This window comes from Paraburkholderia sp. BCC1884 (assembly GCF_900996225.1).
GTDB lineage: Bacteria > Pseudomonadota > Gammaproteobacteria > Burkholderiales > Burkholderiaceae > Paraburkholderia.
Map to the genome: position 1 here is coordinate 1,699,572 of NZ_CAAJGL010000068.1, position 21,292 is coordinate 1,720,863.

The window sequence follows — 21,292 nt, forward strand, 5'->3', positions numbered from 1 at the left end:
CGGGCGCTCAATCGTCGGCGTTGCGCCATTCGGTGAGTCCTTCACGCGCATTCAATTCGATGAACGACGGGCGGGCCCGCAAGCGGCGCACGTAATCCGCGAGATGCGGCCAGTCCCTCATCACGGGGCGCGGCATGTTGCGGCTCCAGCGCATCGTCACCACCGCGAGCAGGTCGACGGTGCTGAGCTTGCCGCCGATCAGATAGTCGCTGCCCGCGTGCGCGAGCCGTGCGTCGAGCAGGTCCCACGCCGCTTCGAGGCGGCGTCTTGCGAGCGCACGTACCCATTCGGCGCCGATGGGATCACCGTCCACATCCGCGTAAAACCAGTCGCGCATGGCGGGCAACACCGTGTTGGCGAGGTAGACCATCATCTCGAACCAGGCGGCGCGTTCCGGCGAACCTGCTTCGGGCGCGAGCGCGAGCTCGGGATGGCGTTCGGCCAGCAGCATCATCAGTGCGGTCGATTCGTGGCGCGGCGTGCCGTCGACGATCAGTGTCGGCACGCGGCCCGATGGATTGAGGCGCAAATACTCGGGATCGTGTTGCGCACCGGCGTCGATATCGATGAGCCGTGCCTCGAATGCCACGTCCATTTCGAGCAGCATCCAGTGCACGGCCATGCTGGCCGCGCCCGGCGAGTAGTAGAGAAGGTAGGGCTGTGAATCGCTCGGCGTCATCGCTGAAAGGCCTGAGTGGAAAGACCCCGGGGGAGTCGGGCGCTCAGTCTAACCCTGAACGCGGCGCCCACTCCACTCCTTCAGCAGCGCTTCGTTACGGCTAGGCGCTGCGCGCCATCTCGCCGGTCCCCGTGTTGAAGCCGTCCTCTGTCCGAGTCCTGCGCGCCGTGCCGGTGGCCGTTGCCGCTGCGCGGGCCCGCACCGTCGTCTTGCGAATACGCGTGTCGGGAAGTGCCGGACGCGCGTCGACGAGATCCGCATACAGCGCGAGATAGTTCGCGGTGGACGCGTCCCAGCCGAAGTCGCGGCTCATCGCATTGCGCTGCAAGGCGTGCCATGACGATGGCTGCACGAAGGCGTCGAGCGCACGGCCGAGCGCGAGCAGCACGTCGTCGTGGGTTTCGCCGTCGAACAGGAAGCCCGTGGCGTTGTCGTTGTCTTCGCCACGCGGATCGAGCGGCGCGTAATCGACGATCGTGTCGGCGAGGCCGCCCACGCGCGAGGCTACCGGAATCGTGCCGTAGCGCATCGCGTAGAGCTGGGTCAGTCCGCAGGGTTCGAAGCGGCTGCCGTGCAACAGCATGTCCGCGCCCGCGTGCAGCATGTGCGCGCGACGTTCGTCGTAGCCGATCTGCACGCCGACGCGGCCCGGCCAGCGAGCGGCGAGGTCCTGCAACGCCAGTTCGAGATCGCGCTCGCCCTGGCCGAGAATCGCGAACTGCAGACGCGGATGCTGTTCCAGCAGCGCCGGCAAGGCGCTCACCACGACGTCGGCCAGTTTCTGCCCGGTAAGACGGCTACCGATCGCCACCAGCGGTGCGAACGGATCGCGCGTCAGGCCGAAAGCCTGTTGCAGTTCACGCTTGCAGGCCTGCTTGCCGGCCGTGTCGTCGATGGAAAACGGGCGGGCGATATGCTTGTCGGTGGCCGGATTCCAGGCCTCGGTATCGATACCGTTGACGATGCCGGACAGCTTGCCGGCCTGCGCCTGCAACACGCCTTCCATGCCGTGGCCGAAATGCGGCGTGAGAATTTCGCGCGCGTAGCGCTGGCTCACGGTCGTCACGCGGTCCGAATGGACGATGCCGGCTTTCATCATGCTGATCGAGCCGTAAAACTCGACGCTGCGTTCATCGGACAGCGCGGGCGTCAGCAACTCCGGCGGCACGCCGATCCAGCCGCCCATGGCGAGCGGATGATTGCCCTGGAAGGCGAGGTTGTGAATCGTGAAGACGCTCTTCGCCGCGACGCCCGCCAGACGCATGTACAGCGGCGTCAGACCTGCATGCCAATCGTGCGCGTGCACGATGTCGGGGCGCCGCACATTGCGAACGCCGCGCGCGATGCGGGCCGCCGCCGCGGCGAGCGAGGCGAAGCGCGTGAGGTTGTCGAGGTAGTCGCGTCCCTGCGGATCGCGGTACAGGCCCTCGCGGGCAAACAGGTGATCCATCTGCAGCAGCAGCACCGGCACGCCCGTATCGGGCATCTGCGCGCGCAGCAGTCTGGCGTCGCCGCCGGGCAAGCCGGTCATGCGCGCCACGGCTGTGACGTCGACGGCGCGTTCGAGCGCCTCGGGGTAAGCGGGCATCAGGATCGAGACATCGACGCCGGCATCGCGCAAGGCGGCGGCGTAGGCACTGACCATGTCGCCGAGGCCGCCGGATTTGGCGAGCGGCAAGGCTTCGGAAGCGACAAGAAGAACGTTGAGCGACAAAGTGGCCCCCAGGGACGGGTTTTTTGCACTTGCACAGTGCGGTGAGGTTCGCTAGCGCGTAGATTGAGCAAGGGGTGTGCCCGAGGCTGGGCGACCGATCGATGTCGTGGCGGAAGGTTTGTGCTGCAGTGCGGGCGGAGAGTTCTCCCGCGCGCCTGGCCCGCTGGCAGGAGCGCGTTTTTTCATTCGTGTGTAGATTTGACGCTGCCCGTGCGGCACGACAGCAATGAAAAAGGGCTGGCGCTTGCGCGGCCAGCCCTTGGGTCCAACGGGATGCAATGCCTAGTGCACGGCTTGCGTCTGTTCAACCGGGTGCGGCTGCGTCACCGCACTGACGGCGACGAACACGATCACGTTCACCGCCAGCGCGAGGAAGCCGATGTTGACGTCCTTCAGCGCGTCGGGCAGGAACGGCATCAACTGGCCGATGCTCAGCTTCAGGGTGGTCGTGATCGTCACGACGGCCACGCCGGCCAGAATCCCGCAAAACGCGCCCTGTTTGGTCGCGCGATTATGCGCGAACAGGCTGCAGATCACCGCCGGGAACAACTGGGTCACGAAGCTATAACCCATCAGCAGCAGGGCCACGATGGTCTCGCCGCCATGCAGCGTGAAACCGACCGCCACCAGCGCCACCACCGGCACCAGCAGGCGCGCAAGGTTCTTCACCGTAGTGTCCGAGGCGTTGCGGTTCACCACGCCGCGATACACGTCGTTGGCGAGCAGCGTCGAGGCGGAGGTGAGGATCATCGAACCCGGCACCAGCGCGGTCAGAATGCCGGCCGCGCCGATCACGCCGACGAACCACGGGTCGAAGGTCTGCAGCGACAGGCGGAACAAGGACAGGTCGATGTCGCCGCCCTTCAGGCCCGGCACCTTCAGCGTCGCCGCGAAGCCGACGAAGAACACGAACAGCAGAATCAGCTGGTAAAGCGGCAGCACCATCGCATTGCGGCGGAAAATGCGCTCGTCCCTGGCCGTGAAAATCGAGCCGAAGGTGTGCGGCCACATGAAGAAGCCGAGCGCGGTGAGCAGTACGGTCGACTGGAACCAGGTGACGCTCGAGCCCTTGGCCGCGAAGGTCAGGAAGCCGGGGCGTGCCGCGTCGATCGCGCGGAACATGTCGCTGAAGCCGCCGTAATAGTGCAGCGGCAGATAGATGCCGAGGAACAGCACGATCGCGAGGATCAGCATGTCCTTCACCACCGAATTCCACGCCGAGCCGCGCACGCCGGAGACGATCACGTAGGCGGTGACCACCGCGGCGCCGATCCAGACAGCCGCCGTCGACGAAATCGCGCCGTAAGACGCGGTCGCGACGATGATGCCGAGCCCCTTGAGTTGCAGCACGAGGTACGGAATCAGCGCGGCCACGCCGACCAGCGCGACCAGGGTGCCGAGCGCCGGGCTCTCGTACTTGCGCGAGAAGAAGTGCGGTTGCGACACCAGCCGGTGAGCTTTCGCATAACGCCAGATGGGTGGCAGCATCCAGTACGACAGGATGTAGGCGAGCGTGCCGTACGCCAGGATGTAATAGACGGGCGCGCCTTTGCCATACGCGAAGCCGCTGCCGCCGAGGAAGGTGAAGGTCGTGTAGATTTCACCGGCCATCAGCAGGAACACGAAGGCGGTGCCGAAGCTGCGGCCGCCCACAGTCCATTGCTCGAGGCTCATGTCGTGGCCGCGCCGCGCGCGTACCCCGAGATACAGCGCGAATAGCGTGATGGCCGCAATGATGACGAGTGCGCTCATGGGCGGGCCTCCTCGCCGTCGAAGGCGACCTGACGATTGGTTGGGTCGAGCCGGTAGACGATCGCCATGATGATCGCGCTGAGCACCACCCACATGACGATCCAGGCCAGCACGAACGGCATGCCGAGCACCAGCGGCTCGACGCGATTGACAAACGGAACACCGAGCAGAATGCCGATGAACGGCAACGCGGCGAGTACACGAAGCAACATGGGGCAACTCCTCGAACCGGTAGTACGTCTCGTTGAAAGTGCGGCTTCGCTGAGGACTGTATGCCTGATGCTTCGGTTACGTAAAGTAAGTCAAAAAAGTGTAGGCTTTTCGAAAGTTGCGCGCGCATCGTTCTGTCCAGACTTGTTGCGCTGCAATGGATGAGGCATGCGGGGCGCACCCGCATGCCTGATGGATGAACTGTTTGGCGGCCCGCTTTTTTGCGGTTTTGCGTGGCGCGCCGCGATATGATCTGGCCACGCTGTCTCTTCACACTTATTGCTCGACACGGAAACGTTATGGTCGAAAGTCTGATCTCGGACATTCTGTTTGGCTTTACCGGGCTGATCAGCATCATCAACCCGATCGGCATTGCTTTCGTGTTCCTCGACCGGACTGCTTCGCTGACCACGGAGGAGCGCACGGCGCTCGCCAGAAAGATCGCCATCAACGTGATGTGCGTGCTGCTGGTGGCTTTCTTCATCGGCACGCCGATCCTGCATTTCTTCGGCATCTCCATGCAGGCGCTGCGCATCGGCGGGGGGCTGGCGGTGGCGGTGGGCGGCTGGCAAATGCTCAATGCGCCGGATACGCAGCCGGCCGAGCCCGCCGTCAAGCGCGTTGATGCGGACAACGCCATGTCCAAGGCCTTCTTCCCGCTCACGATTCCGCTGACCACCGGGCCGGGGTCGATCGCAACCGCCGTCGCACTGACCGCGAACCGCACCCACAAGCTCTCCGCCTTCGTGTTGTCGAGCGTGGCCTCGGTGGTCATCTCGATCGCGGTGGCGGCCACCGTCTATCTGATCTACAGCCGCGCGGTGATTTTCGCCAAGTATCTCGGCGTGGAAGGAACCAAGGTCGCGATGCGTGTATCTTCCTTTCTGCTGCTGTGCATCGGCGTGCAGATCATGTTGACCGGCTTCTCCGAGTTTCTGATTCCGATCGCGACGATGCAGCCAGTGGTCAAATAGCGCCGAACGCGGCGCCGCGTTTTCCACGGGAGAGAGCCTCATGTGCCGCTGGCTTGCGTATACAGGTAACCCGATTCAGCTCGAAACGGTGCTCTTCAATGCCAAACATTCCCTGATCGACCAGAGTCTCCATTCGACGCTCGGCCACACCACCACCAACGGCGACGGCTTCGGCATTGGCTGGTATGGGCATCCGACCGACATTCCGTTTCGCTACCGCTGCATTCAACCCGCCTGGAGCGACCGCAATCTGCGCGAGGCGGCGCGCGCGATCCGCGCGCCGCTGTTCGTCGCGCACATTCGCGCGGCGACCGGTACGCCATCGCAGGAAACCAACTGCCATCCGTTTCGCTATGGCCGCTGGCTCTTCATGCACAACGGTCTGGTGCGCGACTTTCCGCTGGTGCGCCGCGATCTGATGCTGGCGATCGACCCGGATCTGTTCCCGTCGATCGAAGGCTCGACCGACTCCGAGGTGCTGTTTTATCTGGCGCTGACGTTCGGCCTCGCGCTCGCGCCGGTGACGGCACTACAGCGCATGGTGGCCTTCGTGGAGGAGACCGGCCGCAAGCACGGCATCGAACAGCCGCTGAACATGACGGTGTGCGCAACCGACGGCGAGCAGATCGTCGCGGTGCGGTATTCGAGCGAAGGGCAGTCGCGCTCGCTCTTTCACAGCACCTCGTTTCGTCATTTGCACGAGTTGTATCCCGACGACCCGCGCATCGTGACGGCCGGCGAGGACGCGTTCCTGGTGTTGTCGGAGCCGCTCGCGGATTTGCCGGGCTGGTGGGAGGAAATTCCCGAGAGCACGGTGGTGGTGGCGCGCGGCGGCGAGATCGAGCAGTTTCCGTTCAAGCCGCAAACGGCCTGACGGGCCTCGACGGCGCTAACCGCCGGGCGTCGTTCTAGCGCTTGAGCAACATAGCGCTCAGGACCGAAAACACCGTCTGCGGCAATTCGGCGAGCCGGCTGATCACCACGTTATGCGGATAGAAGTCTTCCACCGCATCGGTCAGCACGCCGATGCCGACCAGCTCGATGCCGCGCTGACCGATGGCCGCCACTTTCTCGCGCAGATCGCTGCGCAGCACTTGCGGGTCGCCGTCGCCGGTGGAGGGATAGCCGTCGGAGAACACCATCAGGATGCGTCGTTGCGCCGGGTGATCGGCGAGACGCGTGGCGGCCCACGCCAGCGCTTCGCCGTCCGGGTTTTCGTGGCCGCAGTCGATCATCGCGATGCCGCTTTGATCGGTCGCACCGAAGCGTTTGTACACTTTCAGGTCGAGTCGCTCGACAAAGCGGTTATAGCGCCGCATATCCACTTTGGCCGCTTTTTGCCGCTCGTATAGCTGTTTCATCGGCGCGGATTCGAGCGAGCAGTAACCGAGCACCTCGCAATCGAACGATAGCTGCGTGAGCGCGTCGCACAGGGCGGCCGCGCATTGGCGCGCGAGTTCGATCTTGCGTCCGGCCATCGAGCCGCTGCGGTCGATCAGCAGCGTGACCGCGACATCACGGCCCTTGTGCGCCCGCTGAGTGCGAAACGGCGTGCGATAGCCCGGTGAGGTGGCGAGTCTGGCCAGCGCGGTGCGGTCGATCTCGCCGCGCTCCTGCTCGCGGCGCCAGCGCGTGCGCTCGTCCGCGCTCAGCGCGCGTTCGAGCTTCTCCTTGAGCGGCGCGGTGTCCGCGCGGGCTTGCAGACGCAGTTCGCGCCACGTCGTGCTGTCGCCGTGGCCGGTCAGGTCGGTGATCTCGTCGAATTCGGTGGCGAGCGGAAGCGACAGGCTCGGGCGCCGCGAGCCACCGGCCGCCCGGCCGGCTTCGCCTTCCGTGGCCGTGGAGGGCTGCTCCGGATCGGCCAGCGATTGCCCCATGCCCACCGCGTTCTCCGCCTGCGCGCCACCGCTGCGATCCGAGGGCGGCGAGTTCGCGCTGTCGTGATCGGGGCGCACCGTGTCGTCGTCGTTGGCTGGGGCGTCCGGACTCTCGGCCGTATCCGTATCGATGTCCTCGATGGGATCGGCGGTAAAGGCCATGCTGTTCACGTCGCCCGCCGACAAAGCCCGCACGCGCGCCACCAGCGCTCGAGCCGCCGCGATGCTGTGCGCGGTCGAACCGCTCGCGCGCGCCAGTTGCAACAGATCTTCCGAAGCATGCAGCGCGGCGAGCAGCGAATGGCTCGCTTCGGTGCGGGTCGGCGTTTCGTCCCACAGCGCGCGCTCGACCAGCCAGACCAGCCGGTCGCGCCAATGCAGTTGCGGCCAGCGTTGCCGGATGCGCTCTGCAGCATGCTCGCGCAGCTTGCCGATGAACCACTGCGCGCCCGGATATTCGTCGAGCAACTGTGCGCATACGCGACGGTCTTCGATCACCTGCGCGAGATTCGCGGCGACGCCGGCAGGCAGCGCGTCGAGTTGCGCGAGCGATGCATGCTTGGCGCGCGCGACCAGCAGGTCCAGATAGCCGATCAGCACGTCGCGTTCGACGCCGCCGTCGAGCTCATAGTCGGGAATCACGATGCGGCCGGGTTCGACGCGCGGTCCATCCGGACTGAACACGACACTCACGCCATATTGCCCGGTCAGCACGCGGGCCACCTTGCCGAGCGTGGACTCGAACGCAAAGCCCCGCGAGTCGCGTGTGCCGTGCATCGCGTTCACGCTCAGGCCGCCGGCGCGATGTGGTGGCGGATGATGCCGCGAATCAGGGCGGCGTCTTCCGGACTGACCTTCGCATAGATGGCCGGGCCGGCGGCACGCTCGGGGTCGCCGGTGCGCAGCATCAGCTCCGCCCAGTCGAGCAGTCGACGGGTCGAGAAGGCGCTGGAGAGATCCTCGCGGGCGAACGCCGCGCGGCAGTCGGCGGCAATCGCGGCGAGGGTCGTGGCCAGCGCTCGCGTCATGTGTGGCGCGAGGGTGCGGATCAGCACATCGGCTTCTTCGAGCGGCGTCAGATAGTCGAGCAGATAGACGCGCCAGCGGTCGAGAAACGCCTCGTTCATCAGATTCGAACCCTGATAGAGATGGCGAAACTGGCTCATCGCGCCGACTGCATTCGCCGTGGCGAAGAGCCGGAACGCCGGATGGGGCGCCACGATTTCGTTGCCTTTCTCTTTCAGCACGAGGCGGCCATGCGGTTCGAGCACGGCGGTCAGCGCGGCCAGAATGGACGGTTCGGCGAAATCGATTTCATCGACGATCAGCCACAAACCTTCCCGCATCGCCGTGGGCAGCACGCCGTCGACCCACAGCGTCTCACCCCCTTTGACCGTCCAGAAACCGACAAAATCGCCGACGGTGGTCTGTCCATTCATGTTCGAGCGCAGCACGCCGTGAAGCGAGCGCGCCGCCACCTGTTCGATCAGGCTGGTCTTGCCGGCACCCGTATGACCGATCAGCATCACGCGGCGGTTCTCGACGATGTCTTCGACGATGTCGTTGAAGCGCGTCGAGAACAGATAGGCCGGGTTGATGCGCGGCACGAGCGGGTTGTCGATGCCGCGTGGAACGTCGAGCTGGCCGATGCGCACGGTCTCACCACCGCCTTCCGCCGGCTTGCGTCGCGAGGCCGTGGCGAGGGCCGCGACGCGCTGCAACTCCGGCATGAAGGCGATCCGTTCGGCCGTGCCGGGCTCGCTTCCGTCGTTGCCGGTGTCGATGGCAAAACCTTCGCGGCGCCATTTCTTCAGTTTCGCGCGCAGATTTTCTGCATCGACCACGAGATCGATATCGACGGCACCGGCGCCCGTGGCATCGTCGACACCGTGTTCGAGGCGGTAGTTTTCCGCACGGTCAGCCACGCTCACGCGCCACCATTCCGCGCCTTTTTCCGTGGCACGTTGGTAGAGGCCAAGATTTTCGTCTTCGGTCAGTTCGGGCGCGGTCATGGAGAAATGAATAGGTCGATTGTCGGCTAGTGTGTTTCAGGCGCATTTCAATGCACCAGGCTTGCGCGTCAGGCGCGTTTCGATTTGGCGCAGGCGCAATGAGCGCCTATCTTATCTTGGGTGGCTTTCAATACTCGAATCTCGAACAACGGCTATTCTCTGGGCGCTCTGAATTCATTTTCAATTGCGGCTGTCGAGCGTGCAGTCCGCAAAAGCTTATTGCGTTAAACGGTTAGGCTATCAAGCAAGCTTGCCCTATAGTTCGACCGCCAGGTATGTAGTTTGACAACATTGCTTTTCGCCAATGGCCTGCGCGCGCATTAAACCGGCTTTGCCCGTCAAGTCGTTCCGAGTCAATCCGGCTCGACAATTCGCAGTCCGCTTTGCCTCAACCCGCGACAGAAAAAACTCACGGCAAAACAATGAGACTACACACAAAATTGATGGCGGCTCTCGCGGTCGCGAGTCCGCTGGCTTACGGTCAAACCAGCGTGGAACTGTATGGCCGACTCGACGCCGGCCTCGAATACCTGAATCACATCAACAATAGCGCGGGCGGCAGTTCGACGCGCTGGAGCGCGGAAGGCGGCGACTGGGGCACCAGCATGCTCGGCCTCAAGGGCAACGAAGATCTGGGCGGCGGCCTGAATGCGATCTTCAACCTCGAAACCGGTCTGCAGGTGATGAACGGCACGACGAGCGGCGGGCGGCTCTGGTCGCGGCGCGCGTTCGTGGGCCTGAAGAGCGAAGAGTGGGGCACGCTGCAGGCCGGGCGCAATCTGTTTATCGACAGCGACGGCGTCTGGGAATTCGACCCGTTCGTGCAGCAGGCATTTTCGTCGGCCTCGCTCGTGCGCGGGCGCAACTGGCAGCAGACCAGCAACAACATCGAATATCACAGCCCGGTATTCTGGGGCTTCGACGTGCAGGGGCAATACTCGTTCGGCAATCAGCCGGGCGCGTTCAACAGCGGCGCGACGGGCGAATACGGCCGCTCGGACGGCATCATGCTGACCTATCATTCCACGCTGTTCGACGTGCGCGGTATCTACGACGAACTGCGCGACAGCAACGGCCGTTTCACCAATATCTTCCAGGCATCGCGCGAATATTTCGTGGGCGCGAACGTGCATTTCGACGCCGTGAAGATCCAGGGCGCCTATACGCACTACGCCGCGCCGGACTCGCCGATCGGCGTGGCCGACAGTGCCGATCACTACTGGCTCGGCGCGACCTACAACTTCCAGCCGCGCTGGGCCGTGACCGCGGGCGGCTTCTACATCAAGGTCGGCGACGGTTCGGGCGACGTCTCTCACGACCCGTCCGGTCACGCGATGATGTACGTGCTCGGCACCACCTACAACCTGTCCAAGCGCACCTTCCTGTACGGCACGGTGGGCTACGTGAACAACGGCAAGAACTCGGACTTCTCGCTCGAGGCGTCGCCGCGCGATGCGTCGAACAACACGAGTCCGCTGGTCGGGCAATCGCAGACCGGCGCATATGTCGGGATGCTGCATCAGTTCTAGACCTGCATGGGCGGCATGAAACGTGCTGTGTGCTGCGACGCTCGCGGCACGGATCGCGTTGCGTCGCGACTGCGCCGAACTGAATAAGTATTGAAGAACGCCTCACAAGGGAAAAACAACCATTGACTCCACAAGACTCTCACGGCGAATTCGCCGCGAGCGGTGAAGCGTCGAGCATGACGCGCCGCCGCTGGCTGCAAGGCGCCCTCGCGTTGACCGTGGCGGGCCTGACCGGTTCGCTTACGCTCACGGCACTCGCCGACGACACCTCCGCCGTGCCGCTCGACGCCTTCATGACCCTGTCGCAGTCGCTGACCGGGCGGCCTACGCTGGATCGCGACGTGGGCACGCGCCTGCTGGCCGCGTTGCAGAAAGCCGCGCCCGATCTCGCGCAGCAGTTGCCGAAGCTGGCGGGCGCACTGGCCGCCGGTTCCGCCGACGCGACTCAACAGGCGCTCGCACTGAAAATCATAGAAGCCTGGTATCTCGGCACGGTCGACAACGCCGTGATCACCTACGAACAGGCGCTGATGTACGACGTGGTTTCCGACACGCTGATCGTCCGGTCGTACTGCCCCAACAAGCCCGGCTTCTGGGCCGCGAAACCCATCGAAAGGCAAAGCTAAGCATGGCGGATGCACAACAGAAAAACGACCAGGCCGATGTCGTCGTGGTCGGCTCGGGCGTGGCGGGCGCGATCGTCGCGCATCAGATGGCGCTCGCGGGCAAGTCCGTGATTCTCCTCGAAGCCGGTCCGCGCATGCCGCGCTGGGAAATCGTCGAACGCTTTCGCAACCAGTTCGACAAATCGGATAACTCCGCACCGTATCCGTCGAGCGCGTGGGCGCCGCATCCGGAATACGGTCCGCCGAACAATTATCTGATTCTGAAGGGCGAGCACAAATTCAACTCGCAGTACATTCGCGCGGTGGGCGGCACGACGTGGCACTGGGCGGCGTCCGCGTGGCGCTTCATGCCGAACGACTTCAGGATGAAGACCGTGTACGGCGTGGGCCGCGACTGGCCGATGCAATACGAGGAGCTGGAAACGTACTATCAGCGCGCCGAAGAAGAACTCGGCGTATGGGGTCCGACGGACGAAGAACTCGGCTCGCCGCGCAGCCAGCCGTATCCGATGGCGCCGCTGCCGCTCTCGTATAACGAGCAGACCATCAAGGGCAAGCTCAACGCGTTCGACTCGCACTATCACGTGGTGACCGAACCGGTGGCGCGCAACAGCCGTCCGTACGACGGCCGCCCGACCTGCTGCGGCAATAACAACTGCATGCCGATCTGTCCGATCGGCGCGATGTACAACGGCATCGTGCACGTCGAGAAAGCGGAGCAGGCCGGCGCGAAGCTGATCGACAACGCCGTGGTCTACAAACTCGAAGTTGGCCCGGATAAGCGCATCACCGCCGCGCTCTACAAAGACCCGCAAGGCGCCGAGCATCGCGTGGAAGGCAAGTACTTCGTGCTGGCCGCGAACGGCATCGAAACGCCGAAGATCATGCTGATGTCCACCAGCCACGATTTCCCGAACGGTGTGGGCAATAGCTCCGACATGGTGGGCCGCAACCTGATGGATCACCCCGGCACCGGCGTGACCTTCTACGCGGACGAAAAACTGTGGCCCGGCCGTGGTCCGCAGGAAATGACCTCGCTGATCGGTTTCCGCGACGGCGCATTCCGCTCGACCGAAGCGGCCAAGAAGATCCATTTGTCGAACCTGTCGCGTATCGATCAGGAAACGCAGAAGATTTTCAAGCAGGGCAAGCTGATCAAACCGGCTGACCTGGACGCACAGATTCGCGACCGTTCGGCGCGCTTCGTCGAATTCGACTGCTTCCACGAAATCTTGCCGGCGCCCGAGAATCGCATCGTGCCGAGCAAGACGGAAGCGGACGCGATCGGCATTCCACGCCCCGAGATCACCTACCGCATCGACGATTACGTGAAGCGCGGTGCCGCGCACACCCGCGAGGTCTACGCGAACGCGGCGAAAGTGCTGGGCGGCACCGAGATCGAGTATCAGGACGAATTCGCGCCGAACAACCACATTACCGGCGCGACCATCATGGGCAGCGATCCGCGCGATTCGGTGGTCGACAAGCATTGCCGCACGTTCGATCACCCGAACCTGTTTATCTCCAGCAGCGCGACGATGCCGACCGTGGGCACCGTCAATGTGACGCTGACGATTGCCGCGCTCGCATTGCGCATGGCCGACCAGTTGAAGAAGGAAGTTTGAACGTGCTGAAAAAGACCTTTTTCTGGCTGCTCGCCGGTGCGGTCGCGCTGCCCGCGTTGGCGCAGGCCGATACGAGTAGCAACGATGCAGCGCTCATCAAACGCGGCGAATATCTGGCGACCGCCGGCGATTGCATGGCCTGCCACAGCACCGTGAAGGGCAAGCCGTTTGCCGGCGGCCTGCCGCTCAAAGTGCCGATGCTCGGCACGATCTATTCGAGCAACATCACGCCCGACATGCAGACGGGTATCGGTTCGTGGACGCTGCGGGACTTCGATCGCGCGGTGCGCCAGGGCGTATCGAAAGACGGCCATAACCTTTATCCGGCGATGCCGTACGTGTCCTACGCAAAGGTCAGCGACGACGACGTAAAAGCGCTCTACGCGTATTTCCGCTACGGCGTCGCGCCGGTCAATGCAACGACGCACGCAAGCGACATTCCGTGGCCGCTCGACATGCGCTGGCCGCTGACCCTATGGAACTGGGCGTTCCTGAAGAGCGGTCCCTACCAGGCCAGATCGAATCAGAGCGTGGAATGGAATCGTGGTGCGTACCTCGTTCAAGGGCTCGCCCATTGCAGCACGTGTCACACGCCACGCGGTTTCGCGATGCAGGAGCAGGCGCTCGATGAAACCGGCAGCGGTTTCCTGAGCGGCTCGGTGCTGGCCGGATGGGAGGGTTACAACATCACCTCCGCTACCGACAGCGGCATCGGCAACTGGACGCATGCGCAACTCGTGCAGTATCTGCAAACCGGCAGCGTGCCGGGTGTCGCGCAGGCGGCGGGGCCGATGGGCGAGGCGGTCGAGCACAGCTTCTCGAAGATGAGCGACGCCGATATCGCCGCGATTGCCACCTACGTCCACACGGTTCCGGCCGTGAGCAACGGCAGCACGCAAGCGCGAAGCGCGTGGGGCAAACCGTCCACGGATGTCACGCGTTTGCGCGGCGTGGCACTTGCAGACGGCACCCTCGACCCGGCCCGCCTGTACCTGGGCAACTGCGCGACCTGCCACCAGGCGCAAGGCAAGGGCACGCCGGACGGCTACTATCCGCCGCTGCTGCATAACTCCACGGTGGGTGCGTCGAACCCGGGCAATCTGGTGCAGGTGATCCTGCATGGCGTGCACCGCAAGACCGCGGGCAACGACGTCGGCATGCCGGCCTTCGCCACGGAGTTGAACGACGCGCAGATTGCCGCGCTGACCAACTACGTGACGAAACAGTTCGGCAATCCGGCGGCAACGCAGGTGAGCGATAAGGACGTCGCGAAGCTGCGGTGAGCGCAGCGTCCACCTGCCGTATCAGGCGGCGACTTGCCGGGTCGCCGCCGACTTGCGCAGTCTGACCGGAATCGACTTCGAGGCCGGCACCAGACTCGACTTTGCATGATGCGAGAGCGGAATCAGCCGGTTGCATTCCGGGTAGTAGCCCATGATGCAGCCCACTGGAATATCGAATGCGTGGACATGCATGCCGTCGATCTCGCGCGCCACGCCGTCGTCCGACACCGTGGAAATGCAGACCGCGTCGCCCTCGGCGAAGCCGAGTCGGGTCAGGTCTTCGCCATTCATCAACAATACCTCGCGTGTGCCGTGCACGCCGCGAAAGCGGTCGTCCAGACCATAGACGCTGGTGTTGAACTGGTTGTCCCCGCGCGTCGTCATCAGGCGTAATACGTCGGGGTCGCTGGAGGGCATATCGGCGTCCTCATCGAGCGTGTCGGGCAGGATGAAATTCGCCTTGCCAGTCTGCGTTTTCCACTCGCGTTTGCAGGCCGCGAGCGGACGGTGGAAACCGCCTGGTTGCCTGAAGCGCTGGTTGAAGTCCTTGAACTGGTCGGGATAGGTGCGTTCGATCGCCTCGCGCACCAGACCGTAATCGTCGACCCACGCTTGCCAGTCCACTTTGGGATTGGGCGGCAGTAACGCCTGGGCAATCCCGGCGACGATCGCCGGCTCCGACAGCAGTGTCTCGCTCGCCGGTTCGGTGAGCCCGTGCGAGCCGTGCACGCAGGCCGTGCTGTCTTCCACGCTGACCCATTGCTCGCCGCTCGCCTGGCGGTCGATTTCGATGCGCCCGAGACAGGGCAGCAGATAAGCCACTTCGCCATGCAGCAGGTGACTGCGGTTGAGTTTGGTGGCGATCTGCACGCTCAGCCGCAGGCGCGACCATGCTGGGTCCATCACGTGATGATCGGGAATCGCCACCTGAAAATTGCCGCCCAAACCGATGAAGGCCTTGACGGTGCCGTCGAGCACGCCCTGGCAGGCTTCGACCGTGCTCAGGCCTTTGTCGCGCGGCGGCTCGAAACCGTAGAGTTCCTGGAGTTTGTCGAGCGGCGCCAGTTCGGGCTTTTCCGTGATGCCGACCGTGCGTTGGCCTTGCACGTTCGAATGTCCACGAATCGGACAGATACCCGCGCCAGGCCGGCCAATGTTGCCGCGTAACAGCAGCAGATTCATCAGCATCTGCACGTTATGCACGCCGCTGCGGTGCTGGGTGATGCCCATGCCATACAACACCATGGCGGCGTTCGCCTGCGCGTAGACGTGCGCGGCGTCGGCAAGCGCCGCGCGGCTCAGTTGCGAGCGCGCTTCGATCTCGTCCCAGGTCATCGCACGCATCGCGTCGGCGAACGTCTCGAAGCCGTGCGTGTGCTCGGCGATAAATGCGGCGTCGAGAATGCGCGGCGCGTGCTGACGCTGGGCCTCGTCGTCCCATTCGATCAGATATTTGCAAAGCCCGGCGATGGCCGCCGCGTCGCCGCCGATTTTCAACTGGTGGTACTGCGTGCTGATCTGCGTCTGCGCGGGCGAAAGCATTTCCAGCGGCGATTGCGGATTGGCGAAACTGACCAGCCCGCGCTCCTTGATCGGATTGAAAGTGATGATCTCGACGCCGCGTTTGCGGGCGTCCTGCAATTGATGCAGCATGCGCGGCGCGTTGGTCCCGGTGTTGTGGCCGAAGAACAGCATGCAGTCGGTATGCGCGAAGTCCTCGAGTTGTACGGTGCCGACCGGAACGCCGATGCTCTTCGGCAAGCCGACCGAGGTGCTTTCGTGACACATGTTCGAACTGTCGGGCAGATTGTTGGTGCCGTAGAGACGCGCCAGCAACGCATACATGTAAGAGGTTTCGAGCGATGCCCGCCCCGATGCATAGAACACCGCCTCGTTGGGATCGAGCGCCTGCAGTTCTTTCGCGATCTCCGCGAAGGCGTGTTGCCAGGTCGTGGGGACGTAGCGATCGGTGGCGGCGTCCCAGCGCATCGGCGCGGTGAGCCGGCCACGCGACTCCAGTTCGAGGCCGGTCCACGTGCGCAATTCGCTCAACGTATGGTCGGCGAAGAAATCCGCGCCGACGCGTTTGGTGGTGATTTCCCAAGCCGTCGCTTTCGCGCCGTTTTCGCAGAACTCGAACAGATGCGGATCGGCGGGTTTGGCCCACGAGCAGCTGACGCAGGCAAAGCCATCGGGCTTGTTCTGATGGGCGAGCACCCGGCTGCCGTTGACGGCCACGTGTTGCTGCACGAGGATCGTCGCGACTGCCTTGAGCGACCCCCAGCCGCCCGCCGGATTCCGGTACGCCCTGATCGGCGTGCCGTCGGGCTCGTTTGCCGGAACGACTTGCGGGCCTCGCTCTTCGGTACTCGTGCTCATGCTGACTCCTGCCGGATGAATGCGGCTGCAACGATTGCGGCGCTGAGGGGCGGCGCCTCGGCGGGCGGGTCGCCCTCGGGTGTTTGAGCTGGATCGCTGACCGGGTCGTCGTCGGGTTGGCGCTCGGGGTCGGAGGCGGGCAGAGGTGCGTCCGGGTCGCCCTCAGGCGGCATCGGCGTGTGTAGCCGCAGGTGAAGCTGGTGGCGTGTGTACCGGTTGCTCGTGCTCGTCGATAGTTTCATGGCCGTCTCCATGGGTCTCCTGAAGCCCTGCGCAACAGCCATGCCACGGATGCTTCTTCGGCTGTCAACCGGCGCGCCAGCCCCGGCGCACGGCGTGTGGAACGGGCCTTGCTCGATCAGCTGGCGGCAGGTATGCGATACGGCGCCGACACGCGTGCGATCGCTCCGATCGCAGCGATGGAACTGACATGACGCACTGATAGCAGGTGCAGGGATAAGGGAAAGAAAAATGGCGCGACATAAGGCCGATGTTGCTGACGATAACTTCGAGATTTACGCCAGCTATCACGGAACAGGCGACGGCCGTTACGTAGGTGGACTGAAGGTTGTCAGAAAAGCAGACCGGAGGATTCTGTTCCCGTTCGACGGTGCGCCCGAGATCGGGCCCTACGCCACGGCCGACGAAGCGCGCCGCGCCGCGATCGACTATGGTCGCGAGATCGTGGCGGCGGATCGCGCCGCGCCGGAGAATTGAGCGAACTCCGCCGGCGCGCCTGACCGCCGCCCGGACTTCAAGGCATGCCGCCGAGCGACGGCGAAATCGTACTGCCACGGGCTGGGTCGTCGGGATGCTCATCGGGCACCGTGGGCCGCGCCGACAAGGGGGGATGGCTGCGGTAGCAACTGTCGATCGAGGTATCGGCTAGGCAACGCTGAAATGCGTCGGCGTCGTCCTTCCTGGCAAATGTGCACAGCGTGCGTTCAACCTGCACTTCGGTATCGGACACGCGAATCGTGGTGATCGTCATGGGGTTCTCCTTTTTACAAAAATGATCCAGACCTCCACCCATGGCGCCGCAACGGCTGTGCCCATCGGCAGGTGCGTCGCACTACAATTGTTTTACCGGGCGGGGACCGGATGTTGCTGCACATGACTTAGTCCCCCAGATCGAGGAGATCGACATGCAAGAGCAAAACAGTCAATCGTCTACGCAGGCGGACCCGAACCCGGCGGCATCGCGCGACCCGTTCGAGGTGAGCGAAGAGGTGAAGGCACGCAACAAGCCGAGCGGCACGCACTACATCGAGCCCAGCCCGCTTGGCATCGAGCCGGTCGAGCAAACCGGCGTGGACAAGGCCACGAATCCGCCGCGCTCCAGCGAGCGCCCGACGCAATCGCCGGAAGTGCCGCTCGGCACGGGTAACCATGGCGAGCCTGCGGGCGGCGGCGGGCGCGAATCGCAGCGCAAGGTCTGACGCCACTCACCGCGCGCGAGCGCTTGCTGCCAATCAAGTGCGGTAGACGGCCCCCATACCTTCATATGTTTGCAAAATTCGTCCATCGACCTGGCGCGGCACGTCGTGTGGCGCTCGCACGCGCACGCGCCGAGGCGGGCGCGCTTTATGCGGCATCGGATGACTCGCCCGATGCTTTCACCGCCCTCGCGCACGGCGACCCGCGGCTGCAAGCCGGGCATCCGGACGCACAGGAGCAAACCATGTTCAACGATTCAAAGCACGGCTTCGACGCGGCGCAGACCGAGTACGAAGCGTTCATGCTGCCGCCCCACGACTGGGTACCGAACAATCGCCGGTTGCCGGTCGTGATTTACCGGCATGTGCTGACGCCCGACAGCGGCGACCTCGCCGCTGCCTTCGAAATCCTGTTCGAGCGCAACGAGTGGCCGCCGCAATGGCGAGACGGCATTTTCGACTATCACCATTTCCACGCGACGGCACACGAAATTCTCGGTGTGACCGGCGGTTCGGCGCAGGTAATCATCGGCGGCCCCGGCGGCAGAGTCATCACGATCGCCGCCGGCGACGCGCTGCTTTTGCCGGCCGGCACCGGCCATTGCCTGCAATCGTTCGCACGGCATTTTCGGGTGGTGGCGGGTTACCCGGAGGGCCAGCAATGGGATATCCGTCGCGAAGCCCTCACACCGGACGAGCAAACGGCCATGGAGGCCTTGCCGTTTCCGCTACTGGACCCCATCGACGGCCGGCAGGGGCCGCTCGTCGAACATTGGCTGGGCGGCGCGGTCTGATCGCTGCTGGCCATGTGCAAGTCGCGTACACGTCGCGCAGGTATGTCGAGGATGTGTCGAGCGACTTCGCAAGCCCCTTGAAAGATCCGGGCTTCCTCGTCGAACGGCGGCATGTGTGCCGGATGTAACGCGCCGTGCAGAGTTGCGCGCATCGGCGCATCATCGGTGAGCCTGGCAGCGGTACCTCATGCATTCTTCCTCACGAACAACGGTTGGCCGGTGCGCGGAAAGCCTCGCGTTGCGGTCACATTTTTAACCGCCGAACAAGGAGTGTCCCATGCAAAACGATCCCGCCCTCGATCAGCTGTGCATCAACACGATTCGCACGCTATCGATGGACGCCGTGCAGAAGGCCAATTCCGGCCACCCCGGCACACCGATGGCGCTGGCGCCGGTTGCCTATCACTTGTGGCAAAACCATCTGCGCTACGACCCGGACGAGCCGCTCTGGCCGAACCGCGACCGCTTCGTGCTGTCGGTCGGACACGCTTCGATGCTGCTGTATTCGCTCCTGCATCTGGCCGGCGTCAAGGCCGTGGACCACGCCGGCAAGCCGACCGGTTCGCCCGCCGTGTCGCTCGACGACATCGAACATTTTCGCCAGCTGGACAGCAATACGCCGGGCCACCCCGAGTACCGCATGACCACGGGCGTGGAAACCACGACCGGCCCGCTGGGCCAGGGTCTGGGCAATAGCGTGGGCATGGCGATGGCCGCGCGCTGGTACGAGAGCCACTTCAACAAGCCGGATGCGCCGCTGTTCGATTACCGCGTGTACGCGTTGTGCGGCGACGGCGACATGATGGAAGGCATCTCGCACGAAGCGGCTTCGCTGGCGGGTCACCTGCAATTGTCCAATCTGATCTGGATCTACGACAGCAATCGCGTCACGATCGAAGGCCACACCGATCTCGCTTACAGCGACGATGTGGAAACGCGCTTTCGCGGCTACAACTGGCACACGCTGCATGTGAACGATGCGAACGACGCGGCCGCGCTGGAAGCCGCCTTCGTCGAAGCGAAGAGCATCACCGACCGGCCGACGCTGATCGTGGTCCACAGCATCATCGGCTGGGGCTCGCCGCATAAGCAGGACACCTCGGCTGCGCACGGCGAGGCGCTCGGCGTCGAAGAAGTGGCGCTGACCAAGAAGGCCTACGGCTGGCCCGAGGACAAATTTTTCTACGTGCCGGACGGCGTGCGCGAGCGTTTCGCGCAGGGCATCGGCGCGCGCGGCAAGGCGGCTCGCGCCGAATGGCTCGCGAAACACGACGCCTACAACAAGCAGTATCCGGAACTTGCGCGCGAATTCGCGCAGATCGAGGCGCACGAATTGCCGGCTGGTTGGGACAGCGACATTCCGACCTTCGACACGGACCCGAAGGGCCTTGCTTCACGCGATTCGTCGGGCAAGGTGCTCAACGCGATTGCCGCGCGTGTGCCATGGATGATCGGCGGCGCGGCGGATCTGTCGCCGTCCACCAAGACCAATCTGAAATTCGAAGGTGCGGGCAGTTTCGAGCACGATAACTATGGCGGCTGCAATCTGCACTTCGGGATTCGCGAGCATGCGATGGGCGCCGCGGTCAACGGGCTCGCGCTGTCGAACCTGCGGCCGTTCGGCTCGACCTTCCTGATTTTCAGCGACTACATGAAGCCGCCGATCCGCCTCTCGGCGATCATGGAAGTGCCGTCGATCTTCGTGTTCACGCACGATTCGATCGGCGTCGGCGAAGATGGTCCGACCCATCAGCCGATCGAGCAGATGGCTTCCTTGCGCGGCGTGCCGGGGCTGACCGTGCTGCGTCCGGGCGACGCCAATGAAGTTGCCGAGGCGTGGCGCGTGGCGCTGGCGGACCCGCTGCGGCCCGCGTGCATCGTCGTGTCGCGCCAGGCGCTGCCGACACTCGACCGCAGCCGCTATGCCGCGGCGAGCGGCGTGAGCAAGGGCGCCTATGTGCTCGCCGATGCGCCTGATGGCAAGAAGCCGGAAGTGATCCTGATGGCGACCGGCAGCGAGTTGTCGGTGTGCGTCGACACGTACGAAAAGCTCGCGAGCGAAGGCATCGCGGCGCGCGTGGTGTCGATGCCGTCGTGGGATCTTTTCGAGCGACAGGACGAGGCGTATCAGGACTCGGTGCTGCCCTCGGATGTCGATGCGCGCGTTTGTGTCGAACAGGCCGCGTCACTCGGTTGGGATCGTTATGTGGGACGACACGGCGCCCAGGTGGTGATGCATACGTTCGGCGCGTCTGCGCCGTTGTCCGATCTGAAGAAGAAGTTCGGCTTCACGCCGGAGCATGTGTACGACGCAGCAAAGCAGCAGATTGCACGCGTCAGGAAGAGTGCTCAGAAGTAGCCGGCGAGGCCCTGTTGAAAAAAGCAGGGCGTCCTGAAGTAAA

19 protein-coding genes are annotated in these 21,292 nt (G+C 64.1%); 10 read left to right on the plus strand and 9 right to left on the minus strand.

Annotated elements, in window-relative coordinates; all coding sequences use genetic code 11:
- Positions 1 to 7 precede the first annotated feature (7 nt).
- From FQ705_RS14365 to FQ705_RS14380, 4 genes are all read right to left on the minus strand, one after another.
- Entirely contained in the window at positions 8 to 679 is a 672-nt protein-coding gene (locus FQ705_RS14365) for a glutathione S-transferase family protein (protein ID WP_144142002.1), read from the minus strand.
- A 100-nt stretch (positions 680 to 779) separates the two neighbouring features.
- Positions 780 to 2,393 carry a glycogen synthase GlgA gene (gene glgA, locus FQ705_RS14370; protein WP_144142004.1) on the minus strand — a complete coding sequence of 538 codons (1,614 nt, stop codon included), beginning with the start codon at positions 2,391 to 2,393 and terminating at the stop codon, positions 780 to 782.
- A 282-nt stretch (positions 2,394 to 2,675) separates the two neighbouring features.
- A complete protein-coding gene (locus FQ705_RS14375) occupies positions 2,676 to 4,145 on the minus strand; it encodes a sodium:solute symporter (protein WP_144142006.1) in 1,470 nt (489 codons plus the stop codon).
- Positions 4,142 to 4,357 carry a DUF3311 domain-containing protein gene (locus FQ705_RS14380; RefSeq protein WP_144142008.1) on the minus strand — a complete coding sequence of 72 codons (216 nt, stop codon included), beginning with the start codon at positions 4,355 to 4,357 and terminating at the stop codon, positions 4,142 to 4,144. The genes FQ705_RS14375 and FQ705_RS14380 overlap by 4 nt, the downstream gene beginning before the upstream one ends.
- Before the next feature lie 297 nt (positions 4,358 to 4,654).
- Here FQ705_RS14380 and FQ705_RS14385 point away from each other — a divergent pair, with 297 nt between their 5' ends.
- Positions 4,655 to 5,329: a MarC family protein gene (locus tag FQ705_RS14385; RefSeq protein WP_144142010.1), complete on the plus strand. Its 675-nt coding sequence runs from the start codon at positions 4,655 to 4,657 to the stop codon at positions 5,327 to 5,329.
- Between the two features lie 40 nt (positions 5,330 to 5,369).
- The gene (locus tag FQ705_RS14390; RefSeq protein ID WP_144142012.1) at positions 5,370 to 6,203 is read left to right on the plus strand and encodes a class II glutamine amidotransferase; all 834 of its coding nucleotides are present in this window, start codon (positions 5,370 to 5,372) and stop codon (positions 6,201 to 6,203) included.
- A 34-nt stretch (positions 6,204 to 6,237) separates the two neighbouring features.
- On the opposite strand, the gene FQ705_RS14395 is transcribed toward FQ705_RS14390, so the two are convergent.
- Positions 6,238 to 7,983 carry a cobaltochelatase CobT-related protein gene (locus FQ705_RS14395; protein ID WP_144142419.1) on the minus strand — a complete coding sequence of 582 codons (1,746 nt, stop codon included), beginning with the start codon at positions 7,981 to 7,983 and terminating at the stop codon, positions 6,238 to 6,240.
- A gap of 11 nt (positions 7,984 to 7,994) precedes the next feature.
- Positions 7,995 to 9,218: an AAA family ATPase gene (locus tag FQ705_RS14400; protein WP_144142014.1), complete on the minus strand. Its 1,224-nt coding sequence runs from the start codon at positions 9,216 to 9,218 to the stop codon at positions 7,995 to 7,997.
- 443 nt (positions 9,219 to 9,661) lie between these two features.
- Here FQ705_RS14400 and FQ705_RS14405 point away from each other — a divergent pair, with 443 nt between their 5' ends.
- The 4 genes from FQ705_RS14405 to FQ705_RS14420 all read left to right on the plus strand — a co-directional run bounded on the left by FQ705_RS14405 (position 9,662) and on the right by FQ705_RS14420 (position 14,281).
- On the plus strand, positions 9,662 to 10,747 hold the full coding sequence (locus tag FQ705_RS14405) for a porin (RefSeq protein WP_144142421.1): 1,086 nt from the start codon (positions 9,662 to 9,664) through the stop codon (positions 10,745 to 10,747).
- A gap of 176 nt (positions 10,748 to 10,923) precedes the next feature.
- Positions 10,924 to 11,373 carry a sugar dehydrogenase complex small subunit gene (locus FQ705_RS14410; RefSeq protein WP_144142423.1) on the plus strand — a complete coding sequence of 150 codons (450 nt, stop codon included), beginning with the start codon at positions 10,924 to 10,926 and terminating at the stop codon, positions 11,371 to 11,373.
- A 2-nt stretch (positions 11,374 to 11,375) separates the two neighbouring features.
- Positions 11,376 to 12,998, plus strand: a complete 1,623-nt coding sequence (locus FQ705_RS14415) for a GMC family oxidoreductase (protein WP_144142016.1) — start codon at positions 11,376 to 11,378, stop codon at positions 12,996 to 12,998.
- 26 nt (positions 12,999 to 13,024) lie between these two features.
- Positions 13,025 to 14,281, plus strand: a complete 1,257-nt coding sequence (locus FQ705_RS14420) for a c-type cytochrome (RefSeq protein ID WP_409934716.1) — start codon at positions 13,025 to 13,027, stop codon at positions 14,279 to 14,281.
- A 21-nt stretch (positions 14,282 to 14,302) separates the two neighbouring features.
- Here FQ705_RS14420 and FQ705_RS14425 read toward each other — a convergent pair whose 3' ends face one another.
- Positions 14,303 to 16,660, minus strand: coding sequence for an FdhF/YdeP family oxidoreductase (locus FQ705_RS14425; RefSeq protein WP_144142020.1), 2,358 nt, complete (start codon positions 16,658 to 16,660; stop codon positions 14,303 to 14,305).
- Positions 16,657 to 16,902: a hypothetical protein gene (locus tag FQ705_RS14430; RefSeq protein ID WP_144142022.1), complete on the minus strand. Its 246-nt coding sequence runs from the start codon at positions 16,900 to 16,902 to the stop codon at positions 16,657 to 16,659. Before FQ705_RS14430 ends, FQ705_RS14425 begins: the two co-directional genes overlap by 4 nt.
- Before the next feature lie 229 nt (positions 16,903 to 17,131).
- Between FQ705_RS14430 and FQ705_RS14435 the strand changes: the two genes are divergently transcribed.
- A complete protein-coding gene (locus FQ705_RS14435) occupies positions 17,132 to 17,377 on the plus strand; it encodes a DUF6723 family protein (RefSeq protein WP_144142024.1) in 246 nt (81 codons plus the stop codon).
- Between the two features lie 37 nt (positions 17,378 to 17,414).
- On the opposite strand, the gene FQ705_RS14440 is transcribed toward FQ705_RS14435, so the two are convergent.
- Positions 17,415 to 17,651, minus strand: coding sequence for a hypothetical protein (locus tag FQ705_RS14440; RefSeq protein WP_144142025.1), 237 nt, complete (start codon positions 17,649 to 17,651; stop codon positions 17,415 to 17,417).
- 154 nt (positions 17,652 to 17,805) lie between these two features.
- On the opposite strand from FQ705_RS14440, the gene FQ705_RS14445 reads away from it, so the two are divergent.
- The 3 genes from FQ705_RS14445 to tkt all read left to right on the plus strand — a co-directional run bounded on the left by FQ705_RS14445 (position 17,806) and on the right by tkt (position 21,249).
- Positions 17,806 to 18,099 carry a hypothetical protein gene (locus FQ705_RS14445; protein ID WP_144142027.1) on the plus strand — a complete coding sequence of 98 codons (294 nt, stop codon included), beginning with the start codon at positions 17,806 to 17,808 and terminating at the stop codon, positions 18,097 to 18,099.
- A gap of 242 nt (positions 18,100 to 18,341) precedes the next feature.
- A complete protein-coding gene (locus FQ705_RS14450) occupies positions 18,342 to 18,890 on the plus strand; it encodes a cupin (RefSeq protein ID WP_144142029.1) in 549 nt (182 codons plus the stop codon).
- A gap of 277 nt (positions 18,891 to 19,167) precedes the next feature.
- Positions 19,168 to 21,249, plus strand: a complete 2,082-nt coding sequence (gene tkt, locus FQ705_RS14455; RefSeq protein ID WP_144142031.1) for a transketolase — start codon at positions 19,168 to 19,170, stop codon at positions 21,247 to 21,249.
- Positions 21,250 to 21,292 lie beyond the last annotated feature (43 nt).